Below are 18,133 nucleotides of genomic sequence, written 5' to 3' on the forward strand. Positions count from 1 at the left end.
TTTATGATCACTCTCTATGGCATTAGCAACTGCGACACTATTAAAAAAGCAAAAAAATACCTAAGCGATAATGACATCGCATTCACTTTCCATGACTATCGTAAAGATGGCGTTAATCATAATATGGTTAGCGATTTTGCAGAGCATATTGACTGGGAACAACTTGTTAATAAACGTGGCACAACCTACAGAGCGCTTTCGGATGAGCAAAAGCAAAGCTTAACTAAGCAAACTGCTATCGATATATTGGTTGAACAACCTGCAATGATCAAACGCCCTGTACTTGTTAATAACGGGCAGTACCACTTAGGCTTTAAAGCAGCCCAATACGATGAGATTTTTAAATAATGACCCATCCAGTAATTACCCTAGCCCAAGCATTAATTCAGCGAGAGTCAGTTACACCTGAAGATGCTGGGTGTCAACATATGATGAATGAACGTCTAAGCGCTATTGGCTTTGATATTGAATCGCTATTTTTTACCGATACCCTAAACACATGGGCACGTAAAGGGACCAAACCGCCCCATTTTTGTTTTGCCGGTCATACTGATGTGGTGCCCACTGGACCTGAAAAAAACTGGCAGCACCCGCCTTTTGCGGGCCTAATTGAAGACGGTTTATTACATGGCCGTGGCGCTGCCGACATGAAAGGCTCACTGGCAGCTATGGTTGTAGCCACAGAGCGTTTTGTATCTAAGCACCCTGATCATAAAGGTTCTATCTCGTTTTTAATTACCTCAGATGAGGAAGGCCCGTTTATTAACGGCACTACCCGCGTAATAGATACTTTAGAAGAGCGCGGTGAAAAAATTGATATGTGTCTTGTTGGTGAGCCTTCATCGCGCGATGTACTCGGTGATGTGGTTAAAAATGGTCGCCGTGGTTCTCTAACTGGTTTTTTAACCATTAAAGGCGTGCAAGGTCATGTAGCTTACCCACATTTAGCACAAAACCCAATTCATTTAGCCACGCCAGCTTTAACCGAATTAAGCCAAAGTGTGTGGGATATGGGTAATGACTTTTTCCCAGCCACCAGCTTTCAAATCTCTAACATTAATGGTGGCACAGGTGCTGGTAATGTGATCCCCGGTGAGCTTGAAGTACAATTTAACTTTAGGTTTAGCACCGAAGTTACTCATCAGCAGCTGCAACAAAAAGTGAACGCGATTTTACAAAAACATAATTTGAATTACGAACTAAATTGGATTGTAAATGGCCTACCGTTTTTAACCGATCACGGTCCGTTAGTTGATGCTACCGTCGCTGCGATTAAATCAGTAACTGGCTTAACCACTAATTTAGAAACAACAGGTGGGACATCAGATGGCCGCTTTATTGCTCAAACCGGCGCTAAAGTAATCGAGCTGGGGCCACGTAACGCCACAATTCATAAAGTTGATGAGTGTGTTAGCACAGATGACCTGATCGCGCTGGCAGATATTTACGAGCAAATATTAGAACAACTGTTAACTTAATGACTGCAAATAAAGAACTCATACAATGCATCACCGGACAAAGTGATGCACACCTAGTCGCCATACAAAACCATTATTTGCATGCCAATATTGTCAACGACTTTGTTGCACTGCAATCAGCGGCCGCATCCGCTGGCTTTGATTTATGTATTGCATCAAGTTTTCGAGATTTTAATCGTCAATCAGCTATTTGGAATGCTAAATTTTCAAATAAGCGCCTGGTGTTAAATAAAGCGCAACAAGCCGTTGAACTAAATTCACTGAGTGATATTGAAAAATGTACCGCCATAATGCTGTACTCTGCACTGCCAGGGGCAAGTCGCCATCATTTAGGCACTGACTTAGATATTTTTGATAAAGGCGCAGTGAGTGACGATTATGAGTTGCAACTAACCCCCGATGAATATCAGCATGGCGGGCCTTTTGCCGAACTGAGTCAATGGCTAGACACTCACCTAGCAGAATTTGGATTTTATCGGCCTTATCAGCATGATTTAGGCGGTGTTGCCCCAGAACTTTGGCATATTAGCCACATTGCGCAATCAGAGCAGCTTATGAGGCACCTGTCAGTTGAGGTATTACACAACTGCATTAAAGAGAGTGATTTATTAGGTAAAGACGCTATTTTAACCCACTTACCTGCTTTGTATGAACGCTTTGTGCTCAATGTGAGTCCACCAGCTAAGCAGTGTTATTAGTTTTTTTATTTAACGTAAAAACCAATACCGCTAGTAAAATAATACTGCTCGGGAGCATAAATTGCACAGTTAAGGTTTCTGATAAAAACACCGCTCCTGCAATAGCTGCCAAAACGGGCACGCATAACTGCACTATAGCTGCATGCGTGCTTTTTAATAATGGCATAGCCACATACCAAATACTGTAACCAACACCCGATGCTATCGCACCTGAGCCAATGGCAAGTAACACCCCTTCCATACGTACATTCTTAAGCTGGCTCATACCCACCACAATTAAAATAGGTAGCACTAATAAGCTGCGAATAAAGTTATAAGTGGTGGCCCTAAGTGGTGACACACACGCCTTGCCACGAATACTGTATATTCCCCATGCCACGCCACTTATGCTCATTAATACTGCCGCCATTACCGGTGGCGCTGTTTGCGAAGGCAGCATTAAGTAAACAAAAGCCGCAAACGCCACAATAAATGCAAGCCATTGCACAGCGGTTAAGCGCTCTTGCTTATAGATGCCCCAGCCGATCATGGTAAATTGCACCGCGGAGAATAAAATAAGCGCGCCCATACCGGTATCTAACTCTATATAAGCTATAGAAAAACACAGCGCGTATATCAGCAAGCTCACACTGCTTCGCCAGCTTCCGGTATCGTTAATAACAGAACCACTTAATTGTGCATTTTTATTTAACTGCTTTGTATAGAGCAGCATAATAATGGTCAAACACACTGCCCCGCTGAGAAGCCGTATAACAGTGAAATTCCACGCATCAATATAACCTTGAGCTAATGCTAAGCGACACAATAACGAATTGGCAGCAAAGGCAACTAACGCGATAATAGTAAAGAGAGTGGCTTTCAAATAAATTCCTAACGTATTGATAAATATGTACCGTTTTTGTGTACAGGTTAAGTTAGCGTCCATTGTTGTAAACGTTAATATGGTTATTTTTTAATGATAAAGCTTTAATGTTTATACACTACGCTTTTTTACAATCTTTCACACCTACATTTATAAGCCATGTGTTAACCTTATAAAATAGATAAAAGGAGTGCGTGTGCGTCACATTTTAATTTTCAGTTTTTGCTTTATTGTAAGTGGTTGCAGCACTATTGGCTTTAACGACTTGTTTAATGATTATGCCACAAACACCACCCCTGTTAGGCAAGCTATTAGCAATAATAATATTGAAAATGCACGCACCCTTATAAAAACCAACAGTAAAGCCCACAGTAATTATTTACTGAACCAATTAGAGCAAGGGCGTATTGCTGATTTAGCTAATAATCCAGACAGTGCGCAAACATATTTTGAAACTGTCTACCAACAGATGCAAGCTAAGCGCCAAGCAGCCAAAATACAAGTAAGTGCAGGGCTTGAGCAAAGTAATGCGCTGTTAACTAACGACTCAGCGATAGGTTATATCCCACCTGCTTACGAAATGAGTATGTTGCATAGCTACAAAGCACTTAATTATGTTTATAAGCGCGATATTGAGAGCGCATTAGTTGAAATACGCCGTGCCAATAAAGTACAAGTTGATGCACTACTCGATAATCAAAGCGAGTTTGATAATGCCGTTGCTCAAGCACAACAACACTACCCAGGCATGGATAATTTAACTCGCTCGGTAAAAAATGGCTTTCAAAATGCGTATACGTTTTACCTATCCGGGCTGCTGTATGAAACGGCAAAGCAAGGCGATGATGCCTACATAGACTATAAAAAAGCGCTCGAAATACAACCTAGCAATCCGTATTTACAGCAAGATATATTGCGCCTTGCTAAGCAGCAAGGCTTTGCGGATGACTACAAACAATTTAAACGACAGTTTGGTGAAGTAAACACCATAGATAAAAATCAAGGCGAAGTAGTTATATTATTTGAACAAGGCCTTATACCAAAACAGCACGAGTTTAAATTGCGATTGCCTATTTATACTTCGCAGGGGGATGCCCGCTTTTATAGCCTAGCAATGCCTGTTTATATTAATAATGCCTACAGCAGTGCCGTGAATAATATAAAAGTTAATAACCAAGTATTAGCATTAAGCCCGTTAGTACATTTAGAGGCACTGGCTGCTAAAACTTTAGAACAGCAAGTAGCTGGTCGTGTTTCAAGGCAAATATTACGCCTTGTCGCTAAAGAAAAAATGCGTGCAGAGCTTGCGCGCAGTGCCGGTGATGTAGGGAACATTTTGGCTAATTTGTATAATCTTGCATCTGAGCAAGCAGATACGCGTAGTTGGCTTACCCTGCCTAATCAGATCAGCCTTGCCCGCAGTGCAGTAAAAGCAGGAGAACATACTCTAAACGTTGGCTCGCAACCGCCAATAAATTTTACCGTTAGTAAGCAAGGGTTAACGTTAATCTACCTAACCTCTGTTAATAACTATTTTAACTCCCATGTAGTGCAACTTTAGGAGCCATCATGAAATACATACTTCCCGTTATTGCGTTATTTATGCTTAGCGCATGTAGCAGCCGACCTGTAACCTCAGGTATTGGGGTTGAGCAAACTACCAACACTTACAAAGAGCAGCTCAATGTTAATAATCCACAATTAGCTAAAAAGCTTTTAATAAGTGATGTAAAAACGCGTCAAACAAATAACCTTACCGACGTAGTGGTTACTTTAGCGAGTACCTATAAAAAGTCGCAATACTTACAGTATCAATTTAACTGGTTTGATAAAGATGGCTTTGTTATTAAAGGCAATCACTCACCGTGGCAAGCCCTAACATTATTTGGCTTTGCTAAAACTCAGCTTGCAGGACTAGCTCCTAGCTCTAATGCCGTTACCTTCTCATTAGCTGTAAGAGAAGTTTCAACCGACGCACAAGAATTTAAAGATTAAAGGAAATCATGATGATCAATAAACAATTTAAATCACTGTCTAGTTATGCAATTTTAGGCTTAGCGGCACTGACACTTGCAGGCTGTGCCAACAAAGCGGTTGTCAGCTATGGTGATGCTCAAGCCGTGGAAACCACAGATATAAACTTTGGCTCTACTGACTTACAAAAAGTTGCCTCGCAAATGACCGACTCTCTGCTTAGTTCGCCTGTGGTTGGTACTATGACCGCCAATACACGCCCTGTGGTATTTGTAGAGCGTATTAAAAATAAAACCAGTGAACACATAGATACAGAATCAATCACCGACTCAATCTCTACTCAATTACTGCGTAGCGGCAAATTTAGATTTGTTGATATGACCCGTGTAGAGGCGGTTCGTGAGCAAATTACATTTCAAAACGAAGACGCCTTAGTCAACCCAAGTACTGCAGTGGCTTTTGGTAAGCAAATTGGTGCGCAATATATGCTGTACGGTAACCTATCAAGCATTGTTAAATCTAATGCAGATAAAGCCGATGTGTACTACAAATTTACAATGCGTTTAATGGATATGCAAAGCGGTCTTGTTGAATGGGCTGACGAAACTGAAATTCGTAAGACGCGTGAAAAATCAACGTTTGGTTGGTAATAACAGGAGCGAATTATGAAAACGCTTAGCTTAATTTTATGCGCTTTATTAGTAGTAAGTGCCCCAACGTTTGCCAAGTACGAACGAAATAAAGCCGTTCCTGTACAGCAAGTACTATTTGGTAAAGTAAAGTCGGCGCGCACTATTACTGAGCAACAACTAGTACAAGACAAAAGTAACGGCTGGAAAACCTTTGGCGGTGCCTTACTAGGCGGTGTTATTGGTAACCAGTTTGGCGGCGGCAGTGGTCGTACTATAGCGACTATTTTAGGATCGGTGATTGGTGGTAACGTTGCTCATAATCAGCAGCAAACACAGCGCTATGAAAACACACAGCTCGTTGAATTACTGATACAAGTAGAAAGTGGTGAGCAATTTATGGTGGTACAAGACAACGATCCCGCTATGCGTTTACACCAAGGGGATAATGTTCGCCTGATCTACTTAACCAATAACACAGTGCGAGTAGATAGCGCGTATTAATATTCTTTTGACGGCATAACTGAAAAAACCTAACTTAGGTAACTAAGTTAGGTTTTTTTAAAAGGTAATTACGCTTATTTTTAAGCTGGTTCTTTTGCCCAAAGCTGCTCATTTTCATGCATTTCATATAAGCCATGAGCACGGTTTATAAGTAAGTTTGCAAAGTCGGCTTGGGTTTTATCTCGTGCACCCGCTGTAATAATTTGGTCGGCCTTTAACTGCCACTGCAATGAAAAATAACGCATGGCATCACGTGCATCTTTTGCTGCAGACGCTTCAGCGTGATCGGTTGGTAAACGACCTGTGATCACCCAGTAACTCTTACCGTTTTGCGCTTTAAATTTCCAAAGCGCGCATAAAGGCGCTAAAAAACGGCTTTCTTTTTCAAGCAAGGTTTTAGGCATAATGCCTTTTTCAGCTAAATGTTTTTGCGCATTTTGAAAACATTCGCGCTGCCATTGAATTTCTTGTTGCTGAAGTTCAGCTTGCTGCTCTGGTGTTAATGGTTTTTGTTCTTGTTGCTGCATTTTAATAACCTTTTTACTTCTTTGTTTACACTTTAAGGGCATAACAAATAAGGCGCAAGCATAAATAGCGTGCTTAACACCTTATTCACAGCTGTTTGCTGGGTTTTTAAGCAAAGTACACTTACTTTATGTTGTGATCAAACGAACCCACAGCACCTGGGAATACCACTGGCGACTCAATACCCTGTTTATTCACGCTAGCAACTCCAAAATAGTAATTATCAATAACCACATTTTTTAGGGTAAATTCACTGACCTTATCAACCCATTGACTGTATTGCCATTGTGGTTCACTAGTATAGCGCCAGTATATACGATAGCCTGCTACATTTTTATCCTCTGTTGGCTGCCAAGAAAGTGTGGTACTGGCGCGTACGGCACCACTAATTTTCACCTCTTTTGGTGGCGCAGGAGCCCACGCCATTGACGCAAGGCTTACCGCATTTAATGAGGTAAGTTTTGCGGCGTAATCAAAATCCACCCCATCAATAGTATCACCGTACACTACCCCATTTTCGGTGCGCAGGTCTTGATGTTGGCGGTCATAATGCTCGTTGGTTTCCATAATACGCACAGCCGCAAAGCCCGCATCATTAAACGGACGGTGATGCCCGCCTCGGGCAAAGCGGTCGAGCCTGTATACCAGCATGGTATCTAAGTTTTCAATATATTTATCAGCAATGGTGTCTATGTAACGTGCTAAATTACGGCTCGCTGAGTCAACTTCGCCGCCGGTAAAACGACGAGTGCGGGCTTGTTCTTTAGTTTCAACGACGCGCGTGCCTTCAGAAAAAATACGTGCAGTGGTGTTATCGGTTACGCCATTAATGCCGGTAATATTTCCAATCATGTCGTTATTTAAAACACCATGAACCTGCCAGTTATTTTTTTGTGCGTAAGCAGTCAAAATTTTACCACCAAATAAACCTTGCTCTTCACCTGAGAGTGCGGCGTATACCACTGAGCCATTAAATGTATATTGCGATAACACCCGTGCAGCTTCAATAACACCGGCCACCCCTGATGCATTATCGTTTGCCCCCGGTGAATCGCTAGTAAAGTCCATAACATCACTAACCCGCGAGTCTATATCTCCCGACATAATCACCATACGGTTAGGATCGGTATTACCGCGCTGAATCGCAATTATATTAACCACTTCTACAGGGTTAGGAATACGCTTTTCTCCCGAAATGGTTTGCTTTACTTCTAGTATTTCTAAACAGCCACCACACTGTGCAGAAATTGCTTCAAATTCTTTTTTTATCCAACGCCTTGCCGCGCCAATACCACGAGTATCCGATTTAGTTTCAGATAGAGTATGGCGAGTCCCAAAATCCACCAACGTTTGAATATCATCTCCAATACGCTGCGCTGAAATTTGCCCTGCAATATTGTGCAATGATGCTTGTTGTGTGGTTTGTGCTGCCACACTATAAAATGGTGCGCTACAAACAGATGCAACCGCACTATACTTAATAAGCCGAGTAACTAACTTTAAAGGTGAAATTGACATAGCAGTTTAATCCTCATTGTTGATGTTTTTAAAATGACAGCTCTGCAGTTATACAGCAATGCTTTTGAGATAGACGTTAAAAACCTCAGGTTAAATTACATTTAATTAACATTAGCTAGCTTGCTCGGCCTAGTTCATTTGCAACTAATAAGTACGCTAGTTTAATAAAAATAATCACTTATACTGATTTGTACGTATACTAAGGAGAGAAACACGATTAATCAGCTATCATTTTATATACCCTGTTTAAAATAATAAGGTGCTGTAAAAATATGAAGAAACACGAAGAATTACCTGAGGATCATGTTGATCCCCTTATGCAGTATTTACATCATGCGATTCGCTTTGCCATTAAAATATTAGCGGTACTCATGGTGTTGGTTATTTTTTGGAGTATTGCTGATGTAGTATATGTTTTATATATGCGATTGAGCTCTCCCCCTTACTTTTTATTAAACATTGAAGACATTCTACAAACCTTTGGTGCTTTTATGGTGGTGCTTATAGCAGTAGAAATATTTACCAACATTCGTTTATATTTAGGTTCAAGCTCACTGCCGGTTGAACTGGTTATTGCCACCGCACTAATGGCTGTGGCACGTAAAATTATTGTTTTAGATTTAAAATTAGTGACCTCAGAGCAAATTGTTGGCCTTGCATTGGTAACAATAGCCTTAGGTATATCTTACTGGCTGGTAAAAAATAAAACCGGTCACACAAAACTTTAAAGCGTTAACTCAACTTAAGATAACACTTAAACATCTCATTCCCACTGCGCCTTTGTATTTTACAATGGTATAGTGGGACATCTCTATAAATACTTAATAAGCTTCTAATATGTATCGATTATTTGAACGGATGACTAAACCGTTTCCGGAGCGTTCTCCGTCTCAGCCTCCTAATACCTTATTTGCATTTTGCCGCCATTACACCAAAGGCATGGAACTGTCGTTGGTGCTTATGTCGCTTAGTGCCGCATTATTAGCTATTTTAGAAGTGTCTTTATTTAGTTACATGGGGCAACTGGTTGACTGGCTTGGCGAGTACACCCCTGAAGAACTTTTTTTGCAGCAACAATCCGAATTAATAAAAATGGGGTTAATGCTCCTAGTTGTGATGCCTGTGGTGGTATTTTTTAGGTCGGCCATTTTACATCAAGCTTTATTAGGCAACTATCCGATGTCGATTCGTTGGCTAGCGCACCGTTATTTATTACGCCAAAGTGTTAGCTTTTATCAAAATGAATTTGCCGGGCGAATAGCCACTAAAGTGCTGCAAACCTCATTGGCTGTGCGAGAGTCAGTGACTAAGTTACTTGATGTATTGATGTACATTGCCGTTTATTTTGGCTCAATGGTATTTTTAGTGGCCGCCTCAGATTGGCGCTTGATGCTGCCGTTATTAGTGTGGTTAGCATTATATATTTGCGTGCAAATTTACTTTGTACCACGGTTAAAAAGCATTGCAAGCTCACAAGCTGACGCACGCTCAGAAATGACCGGCCGTATTGTTGATAGCTACACCAATATTTCAACCATTAAGCTGTTTTCTTACACCCAACGCGAAGAGCAATATGCTAAACAAAGCATGGACGTATTTTTACAGCCTGTATATAAACAAATGCGTTTGGTAACCAGCCTTAATGTGGTTATTCAAAGCTTGAACTATTTACTGGTATTTTCGGTGGCAGCGGTGTCTTTGTATTTATGGTCGTTAAGTGCCATTAGTGCGGGGGCTATTGCTGTAGCATTGAGTTTGTCGTTAAGGCTTAATGGCATGGCCCAATGGATCATGTGGGAAATTAGCAGCTTATTTGAAAACATTGGTACCGTAGCCGATGGTATGCGCACCCTTTCAAACCCGATTGCGGTTGATGACAAGCCAAAAGCCGATAGCTTAAAAGTTACTCAAGGGGCAATCGACTTTAACAATGTACACTTTAATTATGGTAAAGCCGCCAATGAAAATAACCGAGGTCCAGTAATTAACGGTTTAAACTTAAATATTAAACCGGGCGAAAAAATTGGCTTAGTAGGTCGCTCTGGCGCAGGTAAATCCACATTAGTTAACTTGTTGCTACGTTTTTACGATACAGACAGGGGTAGCATTAGTATTGACGGTCAAAATATAACCGATGTTAGCCAAGAAAGTCTGCGCCGTTATATTGCTATGGTTACCCAAGATACATCCCTACTACATCGCTCAGTAAAAGATAACATTTTATACGGCAGACCCGATGCCACAGAAGCCGAAATGCTCGATGCGACCAAGCAAGCCAAAGCACTCGATTTTATAACCGATTTAGAAGACAGTAAAGGCAATAAAGGCTTTGATGCACAAGTGGGCGAACGAGGGGTAACCCTCTCGGGCGGGCAACGTCAACGGATTGCTATTGCTCGGGTGTTACTCAAAAACGCGCCTATTCTTATACTTGATGAAGCTACCAGCGCTTTAGACTCAGAGGTAGAAGCGGCTATTCAGGCCAGCTTAGATGATTTAATGACAGGTAAAACAGTCATTGCCATTGCACACCGATTATCAACCATTGCACAAATGGACAGGCTTATTGTGCTTGATGAAGGTGGTGTTGTAGAGCAAGGTAGTCACGATGAGTTAATTGCCAAAGGCGGCATTTATGCTGCACTGTGGGCACATCAAACCGGCGGCTTTATTGGTATTGAATAAACGCTAATGTGTAAGGTGCTACTTAAGATGCCTTACACACTTAATTATATTCTTATATCGATAAAATTTTAAATAATAATGCTGTATTGGTAACAATATTATTAATTACGTATTAGTGAATTGCTCGGCTTGATTAATACAAAGTGCTCTTATAATATACGCTCCAAAATATAGATGGATTAAAAGTTTAAATTTATGGAAAAAGTTCTTACTCTACTTTTACTTAGCGCATCATTCAGTAGTTTTGCAGATACCCCTTATATTGGTGTTGACTACATGATGAGTGATATCGAAATAAGTAATGAAAACGCGACCCCTAAAGGTGCATTGATACGTGCTGGTATTAGTAACAATAACATGGCTTTTGAAGCGCATTACCTAGCATCAAACACAAGTGATAATATTTATAATACAGAGTTAAATTTAGACAAAAGCTTAGCCCTATATTTTGTTATGCAATCTGATGTAGTCAATGGCTTTGGTCTGGACGTTTCATTGGGTTATGCAAAAAATCAAGTTGTTGTGTCTAATCCTTCCACATCAATAAATGGTGATTATAAATATGATGGTTTTTCTTGGGGAGTCGCAATGCACCAGCAAATTCCTTATTTAGAAAACACTCAAATAAGACTTGGTTATCAATCCCTTTTCAAAGGTGATGATATTGAAATAACCGGTTATACCTTAGGCTTTGTTTATCACTTTTAGTTATGTATGAAAGGAAGCAATAGAAATATGATTAATACACACAGTTTTTTTAAATTATCTGTAACCGCATTATTTATTATCAGCGTTACGGGTTGCGGTTCTGAAAGTGATACAACGGATCTTGCAAAAGCAATACAGTTAGACAAACTTCGTTCTGAAGGCACCATTATAGAATCTGTTAAGATAGTTGGAGATCAACAACGCTTAAAGCCAGGTGAGACATTACAATTAAGTGCTACGGGTATAGATAGTAATGGTGACACGCGCGACATTACTAGTGAGTTAACCTGGGAGTCTAACGATCCGACTATTGCAACTGTAAATAGCAATGGTGTTGTAAATGCGGTTTCGAGTACAACAGCAAACCAAGGGGCTGTATCTATCACAGGAACTACCATCAATGATATCTCAGGTGAAGGTGAGGTTTCAGTAAGTGATGTCGCAGTCACTGAAATTAACTTAAAAACAGCCGCTTCTAACATTGATTACATTAATACATGTATACCTGCGCAATTATCAGCCGATCTTACCTATGCTGATGGATATACATCTTTAAATACCATTAGAGGTTTAAGTTTTGCTGTTGATAACGGCAGTACTGCAACAATCAACTCTGACGGCTTATTGTTTACATCCGCTCCTGATGTTGAAGATACAACTATTACAGCTAAAATAGACAATGTTCTTGGTAAGCTGACAGTGAAAGCAGATCCTAAAAATTTAGAGTCTATCGATATTTTAGTTAATGATGAGCCAACTGAAGAGATCAATCTTAATATTGGCGATCGTATTCAAGTTAGTGCAATTGCCTCTTTGGTAGCTCAAGAAGCTAAGACTATTAATGACACTATTACTTGGTCGCAAGTAGGAACCCGTTATATTGGTATAACAGATGAAGGCGAAAACAAAGGAACGCTTGTTGCTCTCAAGTCTGGTGAAACTCAATTAATTGGCAGCTGTGGCAACAAGCAGAAAATTATTACAGTAACAGTCGATGGTTCTGATGATTTAAATGATCTTCAAATAAATGATGGCAGTTCAGTATTAACTATGACCCCTCTTGGTTCAATTAATCTCACACTGACGGCTAATGGCAGTGATGAAACTTCAAGTGTGAATGTAACTGAATTTGCTGATTGGAGCATTAATGGAAGCAGTTTGGTAACTACAAAATTAATTAGCGCAGGTACAGAGAATGCGGTTTATAGATTAACCAGTAAAACGAATAGCGCTGGTAGTTTTATTGTTTCAGCGACCTACGATAATCAAGTAAGCAGCGTTCAGGTAAATATTGAATAAATAACCCTTCTATATTTGTGGATGCTATTTAAATTATTTAACTAGGGTCTGTTGGTCTTTTAAGGTTAGATTTGTAGTAATCTGTTTGGCATTTAGGCAATAACGCTGCATCAATGCCAAACAGGCGCTGCCCATCGAGCTCTTCCCTAGGGTGGATTTACTCTTTGTTGCCCACTGAATGTAGGTAAGGAGCGTTAGCAAGACGCGAAAACTTTGCTCGGACTTACTTATTCTTACATGGATGTAAGCCAGTAGAATAACGCGTGAGCAGTTATCAACTGCTCACGAGGTTACAAACCTCGCGCCACGATTAAAAAGACCCTACATGCTGCTACTACCTATCAGACTAAAAGTTAGTAAAACTAATGCCCTACCCCTTGACATATATTAAAGTGTTACTTTTGTTTTTCATTAAGTAGCTCTCCATGTCTTTTTTAATTAAACATAAATACACCCTCTATGGGGTGCTCGCTATTTTACTTTGGAGCAGTTTAACTGCTTTTGTTCGTGATTTATCGGAGTTATTTAGCCCAATTGGCGGTGCTGCTTTGATTTATAGCGTCAGTGCGATTTTTTTAATGCTTGTCATGGGTGTACCAAAGCTAAACAATTATCCAAAGCGCTATTTAGCCTTTGGTGGCAGCTTATTTGTGATTTACGAAATGTGTTTGGCTTTATCGCTTGGCTTTGCAAATAGTCGCCAGCAAGCGTTGGAAATGGCGATTATTAACTACCTTTGGCCAGCGTTAACTATTTTGTTATCGATTATTGTTAACCGCATTAAAGTAAGCGTATTAGTCTACCCGAGCATACTGATTGCGTTTTTAGGCGTTGCATGGTGCATTGCAGGTAATAGTGGTTTATCTGTGGAAGTATTAACCGCTAATATTAGTGACAATCCAGTAACCTACTCCATGGCATTTGCAGCGGCGTTTATTTGGGCTGTGTATTGCAGTGTAACGGTAAAACTTAGCGAGGGTAAAAATGCCATTAGTATATTTTTTGCAGCCACGGCAATCTCTTTATGGATAAGTTACGGATTAAGTAATGAACCCAGCTTTGAGTTTAGCCTAGATTCTAGCTTTTCCTTAGTATTGGCAGGCGTGGTTATTGGTGGAGGTTACGCACTATGGAACCAAGCAATCATTGGCGGTAACCTAGTGTTGTTAGGCACCCTGTCTTACTTTATTCCTGTGTTATCGACACTATTTGCCTCTATTTACTTATCAATATCGCTCACCAGCGTATTCTGGCAAGGCGTTGTGTTAGTTACATTAGGCTCATTAATGTGTTTTATTGTGACCCGAAAAATCAAGCTAACTCAATAAACCAAGGAATAATTGCGCGGACCGAATTCCCCTCAGACGCGCATCGTATTTTAAAGTGATATTATGAATTCACTATCAGATTCGCTTTAAATAAAACGCCATTAAAGAATATTAATTTAGTCATCTCTTCAAATAACTTTATATAAATCAATAAAACTCACCCGTTTAATAAGCCCTTGCTCACTAAAGACAATAGATACTGAGTTAAAAATATTATGAGTCTACTTATATCTTTAAGTCTACAAGTGCTTCGCATCTAATGCGACTTCATTGCCTCCAAAGCTTAACACCTAACAAACTAAAGTATTAATTTTAAAACTAAAAGTAAAACTTATTGATTGCATGGGGAGAAAAATGATACAACCCTGTACCTCAATTGTGTACTGCAGGTTGAGATAATCATTATCAAAGGAAAGTTATGAAAATATATACATTTATTTTGGCCTTACCGCTATTAGGTATCACCAGCTTTGCAACTGCACATTCCCAGCAAGAACGAACGTTTAAACCGCAGCCTGCTATTGTAGAGCGCGTCATGCATCACGGCGTAAACCAATACAGTAATAGCAATGCACCTGTGGCACAATCACAAAAAAAGCCGCAACAGCTACCTCAACAAACGCCAATACAGCAACATATTACAACGAAGAGAATGTTAAGCCAGGTAATGGCCGTTAGTTGTGACTTGAATGCCCTTGCTGTTGCAAATCCCATTACGATTATTGACGAAGTAAAGCGCCAAGGTACACGGTGTATCAACGAGTTATTTGCTGCAACCGATCTTCAACCACAGATTTTTACCACCGATAATATGATTGCTGTAGCCAATCATGCTAACTCACTTTCACAAAGTTACACTGGTGGTGGCAATGAGCAGATCGAAGCTTTATTTTTATATTTGCGAACCGGCTTTTATGCAGAGTTTTATAATGACTCTATCGACTTTCCTGCATTGGTAACACCTAGCGTTGCAGATGCCATTGATGCCTTTGTAAACAATCAACATTTTTATGATAACAACGATGACCATGGTAAAACACTGTCAGAGGTCATTATTACAATGGATAGTGCTGAACAACAACATCGTTATCTTGAAGTTGTTAAGCAATGGCTAACGCGTTTTGATAAAAGTTATGCGAGCAGTTGGAATATGCGTAATGCAGTTAATGGAATTTTTACGTTGCTATATCGCGGGCAGTGGAATGAAGAATTTGTAACGTTAATAGCAAACGATAAAGCTTTAGCAATAAAATTAAGTGAGTTTACGCAAAAACAATGGTTAATTGGATCTGACGGAGAGTTTTTAATAGTAAATGCAGCAAGTGAGCTTGCGCGGCTTAAAAAATATTCTAAAGCAAGTATTCAACCTGATGTAGACGCAGGCTTAACTAATATTTTTAATACCTATCAAAGTTATGGCTATGGTGATGCCGTGTGGCTTGGCGCTGCTGACATTGTAAATTATTACACTGATTGCAGTAAGTTTGGTGTTTGTAATTTTGTAGATACACTCACTCAACAAGTACTTTCCCAGCAATATAATTGTAGCAACACCATAAAAATCCGTTCACAGGCGATGACAGCAGCTCAACACGCTGCAGCATGTGATGCAATGCAGGCTGAAGAAGGGTTATTTCATACTAAATTAGCCACAGAAAATATGCCTGTCGCGAATGATTATAACCGTTTTTTATACGTAAATATTTTTGATAGTAGTGATGACTATAGCAAGTATGCTAAAGCCATTTTTGGTATTAATACTAATAATGGCGGAATATATTTAGAGGGCGATCCTTCTGATACTGATAACGAAGCCAACTTTGTAGCTTATGAAGCAAGCTATGCAAAAGCGGATCATTTTGTATGGAATTTAGAGCACGAATATGTTCATTACTTAGACGGTCGTTTTAACTTATATGGTAACTTCAACTCACCAACCGAAGACATTGTATGGTGGTCTGAGGGGGTCGCAGAATACATCGCGAATCAAAATGATAATGAAGCGGCAATAGATACCATTAAAAATGGACAGCGCTTTACCCTGCAGCAAATATTTGCCACTAACTACGATGGTTTTGATCAAGATAGAATTTATCGTTGGGGCTATTTAGGGGTACGCTTTATGTTTGAGCGCTACAAAGAACAACTCAACGCTATGCTCACGGACACACGTCAAGGAAATTGGCGTGCGTACAAAAATAAAACCCAACATTGGGCTAATAACTATGAAAATGAATTTGTGCAATGGTGCGATCAGTTGGTATATGGTTCGCCGTTAAATATTGCACCGAGTGCCAATATAAATGGCCCATATTCGGGCCTAGAAAATACCCCTATTACGTTCTCAAGTGTTGGTAGTAACGATAGCGACGGAAATATCGTAAGTTATACTTGGCTCTTTGGCGACGGTATTAGCAGCACAGATGCCAATCCAATACATACTTACACGCAGTCAGGTCAATATACCGTATCATTAACCGTCACTGATAACGATGGCGACATTGATATGAAAACAATTATCGCAACCGTAACTGAAAATACTCAAGGCAATAAACAAACGCTCATAAATGGTCAACCCCTTTTTATTTCTCAAAAGCAAAACACCCAGTTACAGTTTAATTTTGACGTCCCTTTTGGCGCTAGCGAATTAACATTTAGTCTAAATGATGGCTCAGGGGATGCTGATTTATACGTCAGTTATAACTCAGAGCCAACCTTATCTCGCTACGACTGTCGCCCATACCTTGAAGGAAATAACGAACAATGTATTTTCAATCCTGCCCACGTAGGAAACTATCATGTAATGGTAAACGGTTATAATAACTATGATAATGTAAAGCTCACTGCATCATATAAAGAAACGCGTAGTTCACTGCCTGATGCATGTGCAACGTCATCAGGGCAAAGTAAAGGCCGCCTTAAAGATGGTGAAGTCATATGTTTAAGTAACAGTGGTCCAATGTGGTTTGCCATTGCAGATGTAAATAGTCAGTCAGGTATTTCAATAACATCAGCAAATGGTAGCGGTAATATTGACTTAAGTTACTCGAATAGTACTTGGCCAAATGGTAGTAACGAGATTGCAAACTCTGCCAATAGTGCGAATAACGAGTGTATTTTCATTCGTGATCAGGAGCAATTTTGGGGGTACCTAAAAGTCTCTGGAAACAGTGAGGGCGCAAGTCTAGTGGTTGACTTTAATAGTACTGGTTGCCGATAGTATAAATATTTTTTAAAGCGAAAAGCCGATTTGCTTTTCGCTTTAACCATTTAATTAGCTTGCTAATCGCAGTCCCAATAGCACTAACATCACAATGTTTGCAATCACACTGATTAAAAAGAAGTAACTACGCGGGCTGGGGTTTTTCTCGGTGGCGATTGCGTAATACAGTGCCATATGAATTAAGCGTGCAATCACATATACCCATATACATATTGCAAATACCGAGCTGTGGTAATTCATCACAAAAGCAAATAAAACCGTTCCTATAAATAGTGCACTGTTTTCTAAGGTGTTATGAAAAGTACGATGCGCTCTAAATATAAAGCTCCCATGAGATAGCTCTTTATCAATTTTCCCTGGCACTGCACCAGGTTGTTTAGCCTTACTAAACGTCGCAACGGCCCACTGAACTAACATCATAATTAAGTATAGGTAAAATGCTACAAACGCAGAATGTGCAATATCGGTCATTGTTTTTTCCTTTGTGTTGTTATTAGAATAATAGTTAAAGCAACTATTAAGCCAAATTTAACCAACTGATATGTATATAAATTATTTTACAAAATATACATTTTTTGTAATAGATTCCTGCTTTATATAAAAATTACGGTATTTATGTAATGTATATTAAACTTTGACATAATATTAATACTAATTACGTATTTTATAAATTTAACTTGAGCATTTATTCTAATTGTTGTT

The 18,133-nt window shown here is 39.7% G+C and carries 17 protein-coding genes; 13 read left to right on the forward strand and 4 right to left on the reverse strand.

All coding sequences use genetic code 11. The features are described 5' to 3' along the window. The first annotated feature begins 3 nt into the window (after positions 1–3). Genes ACZ5WS_RS12630 through ACZ5WS_RS12640 form a run of 3 tightly spaced genes read left to right on the forward strand, consistent with a single transcriptional unit; the run spans position 4 to position 2,176 of the window. Positions 4–348 carry an ArsC family reductase gene (locus ACZ5WS_RS12630; protein ID WP_290171045.1) on the forward strand — a complete coding sequence of 115 codons (345 nt, stop codon included), beginning with the start codon at positions 4–6 and terminating at the stop codon, positions 346–348. After that, positions 348–1,478 (forward strand): succinyl-diaminopimelate desuccinylase, encoded by a 1,131-nt coding sequence (gene dapE / locus ACZ5WS_RS12635; RefSeq protein ID WP_464708839.1) that lies wholly within the window; start codon positions 348–350, stop codon positions 1,476–1,478. The genes ACZ5WS_RS12630 and dapE overlap by 1 nt, the downstream gene beginning before the upstream one ends. After that, complete coding sequence (locus ACZ5WS_RS12640; RefSeq protein WP_464708841.1) at positions 1,478–2,176, forward strand: M15 family metallopeptidase; 699 nt, start codon at positions 1,478–1,480, stop codon at positions 2,174–2,176. The genes dapE and ACZ5WS_RS12640 overlap by 1 nt, the downstream gene beginning before the upstream one ends. Here ACZ5WS_RS12640 and ACZ5WS_RS12645 read toward each other — a convergent pair. Further along, the gene (locus ACZ5WS_RS12645) at positions 2,160–3,038 is read right to left on the reverse strand and encodes a DMT family transporter (protein WP_138604882.1); all 879 of its coding nucleotides are present in this window, start codon (positions 3,036–3,038) and stop codon (positions 2,160–2,162) included. The genes ACZ5WS_RS12640 and ACZ5WS_RS12645 overlap by 17 nt on opposite strands. A gap of 196 nt (positions 3,039–3,234) precedes the next feature. Here ACZ5WS_RS12645 and ACZ5WS_RS12650 point away from each other — a divergent pair, with 196 nt between their 5' ends. Genes ACZ5WS_RS12650 through ACZ5WS_RS12665 form a run of 4 tightly spaced genes read left to right on the forward strand, consistent with a single transcriptional unit; the run spans position 3,235 to position 6,145 of the window. Beyond that, the gene (locus ACZ5WS_RS12650) at positions 3,235–4,599 is read left to right on the forward strand and encodes a COG3014 family protein (protein ID WP_178955912.1); all 1,365 of its coding nucleotides are present in this window, start codon (positions 3,235–3,237) and stop codon (positions 4,597–4,599) included. Positions 4,600–4,607: 8 nt separating this feature from the next. Then, entirely contained in the window at positions 4,608–5,033 is a 426-nt protein-coding gene (locus ACZ5WS_RS12655) for a YcfL family putative periplasmic lipoprotein (protein WP_464708844.1), read from the forward strand. Positions 5,034–5,044: 11 nt separating this feature from the next. Further along, positions 5,045–5,662 carry a penicillin-binding protein activator LpoB gene (lpoB, locus tag ACZ5WS_RS12660; protein ID WP_010389748.1) on the forward strand — a complete coding sequence of 206 codons (618 nt, stop codon included), beginning with the start codon at positions 5,045–5,047 and terminating at the stop codon, positions 5,660–5,662. A 15-nt stretch (positions 5,663–5,677) separates the two neighbouring features. Further along, entirely contained in the window at positions 5,678–6,145 is a 468-nt protein-coding gene (locus ACZ5WS_RS12665; RefSeq protein ID WP_464708846.1) for an outer membrane lipoprotein, read from the forward strand. A gap of 80 nt (positions 6,146–6,225) precedes the next feature. On the opposite strand, the gene ACZ5WS_RS12670 is transcribed toward ACZ5WS_RS12665, so the two are convergent. Continuing rightward, complete coding sequence (locus tag ACZ5WS_RS12670; protein ID WP_008110031.1) at positions 6,226–6,672, reverse strand: DUF4826 family protein; 447 nt, start codon at positions 6,670–6,672, stop codon at positions 6,226–6,228. A gap of 121 nt (positions 6,673–6,793) precedes the next feature. After that, positions 6,794–8,188 (reverse strand): M28 family peptidase, encoded by a 1,395-nt coding sequence (locus ACZ5WS_RS12675; protein WP_464708848.1) that lies wholly within the window; start codon positions 8,186–8,188, stop codon positions 6,794–6,796. 272 nt (positions 8,189–8,460) lie between these two features. On the opposite strand from ACZ5WS_RS12675, the gene ACZ5WS_RS12680 reads away from it, so the two are divergent. From ACZ5WS_RS12680 to ACZ5WS_RS12705, 6 genes are all read left to right on the forward strand, one after another. Beyond that, positions 8,461–8,916 carry a phosphate-starvation-inducible PsiE family protein gene (locus tag ACZ5WS_RS12680; protein WP_138604889.1) on the forward strand — a complete coding sequence of 152 codons (456 nt, stop codon included), beginning with the start codon at positions 8,461–8,463 and terminating at the stop codon, positions 8,914–8,916. Between the two features lie 109 nt (positions 8,917–9,025). Beyond that, positions 9,026–10,873 carry an ABC transporter ATP-binding protein gene (locus tag ACZ5WS_RS12685; protein ID WP_464708850.1) on the forward strand — a complete coding sequence of 616 codons (1,848 nt, stop codon included), beginning with the start codon at positions 9,026–9,028 and terminating at the stop codon, positions 10,871–10,873. Between the two features lie 195 nt (positions 10,874–11,068). Beyond that, positions 11,069–11,581 (forward strand): porin family protein, encoded by a 513-nt coding sequence (locus tag ACZ5WS_RS12690; protein ID WP_138604891.1) that lies wholly within the window; start codon positions 11,069–11,071, stop codon positions 11,579–11,581. Between the two features lie 27 nt (positions 11,582–11,608). Beyond that, entirely contained in the window at positions 11,609–12,880 is a 1,272-nt protein-coding gene (locus ACZ5WS_RS12695; RefSeq protein WP_198523064.1) for an Ig-like domain-containing protein, read from the forward strand. A 425-nt stretch (positions 12,881–13,305) separates the two neighbouring features. Beyond that, entirely contained in the window at positions 13,306–14,208 is a 903-nt protein-coding gene (yddG, locus tag ACZ5WS_RS12700; RefSeq protein ID WP_464708853.1) for an aromatic amino acid DMT transporter YddG, read from the forward strand. A gap of 418 nt (positions 14,209–14,626) precedes the next feature. Further along, positions 14,627–17,428 (forward strand): collagenase, encoded by a 2,802-nt coding sequence (locus tag ACZ5WS_RS12705; RefSeq protein ID WP_464708855.1) that lies wholly within the window; start codon positions 14,627–14,629, stop codon positions 17,426–17,428. A gap of 54 nt (positions 17,429–17,482) precedes the next feature. Here the strand turns inward: ACZ5WS_RS12705 and ACZ5WS_RS12710 are convergent, their stop codons facing one another. Further along, positions 17,483–17,902 (reverse strand): MAPEG family protein, encoded by a 420-nt coding sequence (locus ACZ5WS_RS12710; protein WP_138604895.1) that lies wholly within the window; start codon positions 17,900–17,902, stop codon positions 17,483–17,485. Positions 17,903–18,133: the final 231 nt, after the last annotated feature.

It is taken from the genome of Pseudoalteromonas sp. 11L1 (genome assembly GCF_055397545.1).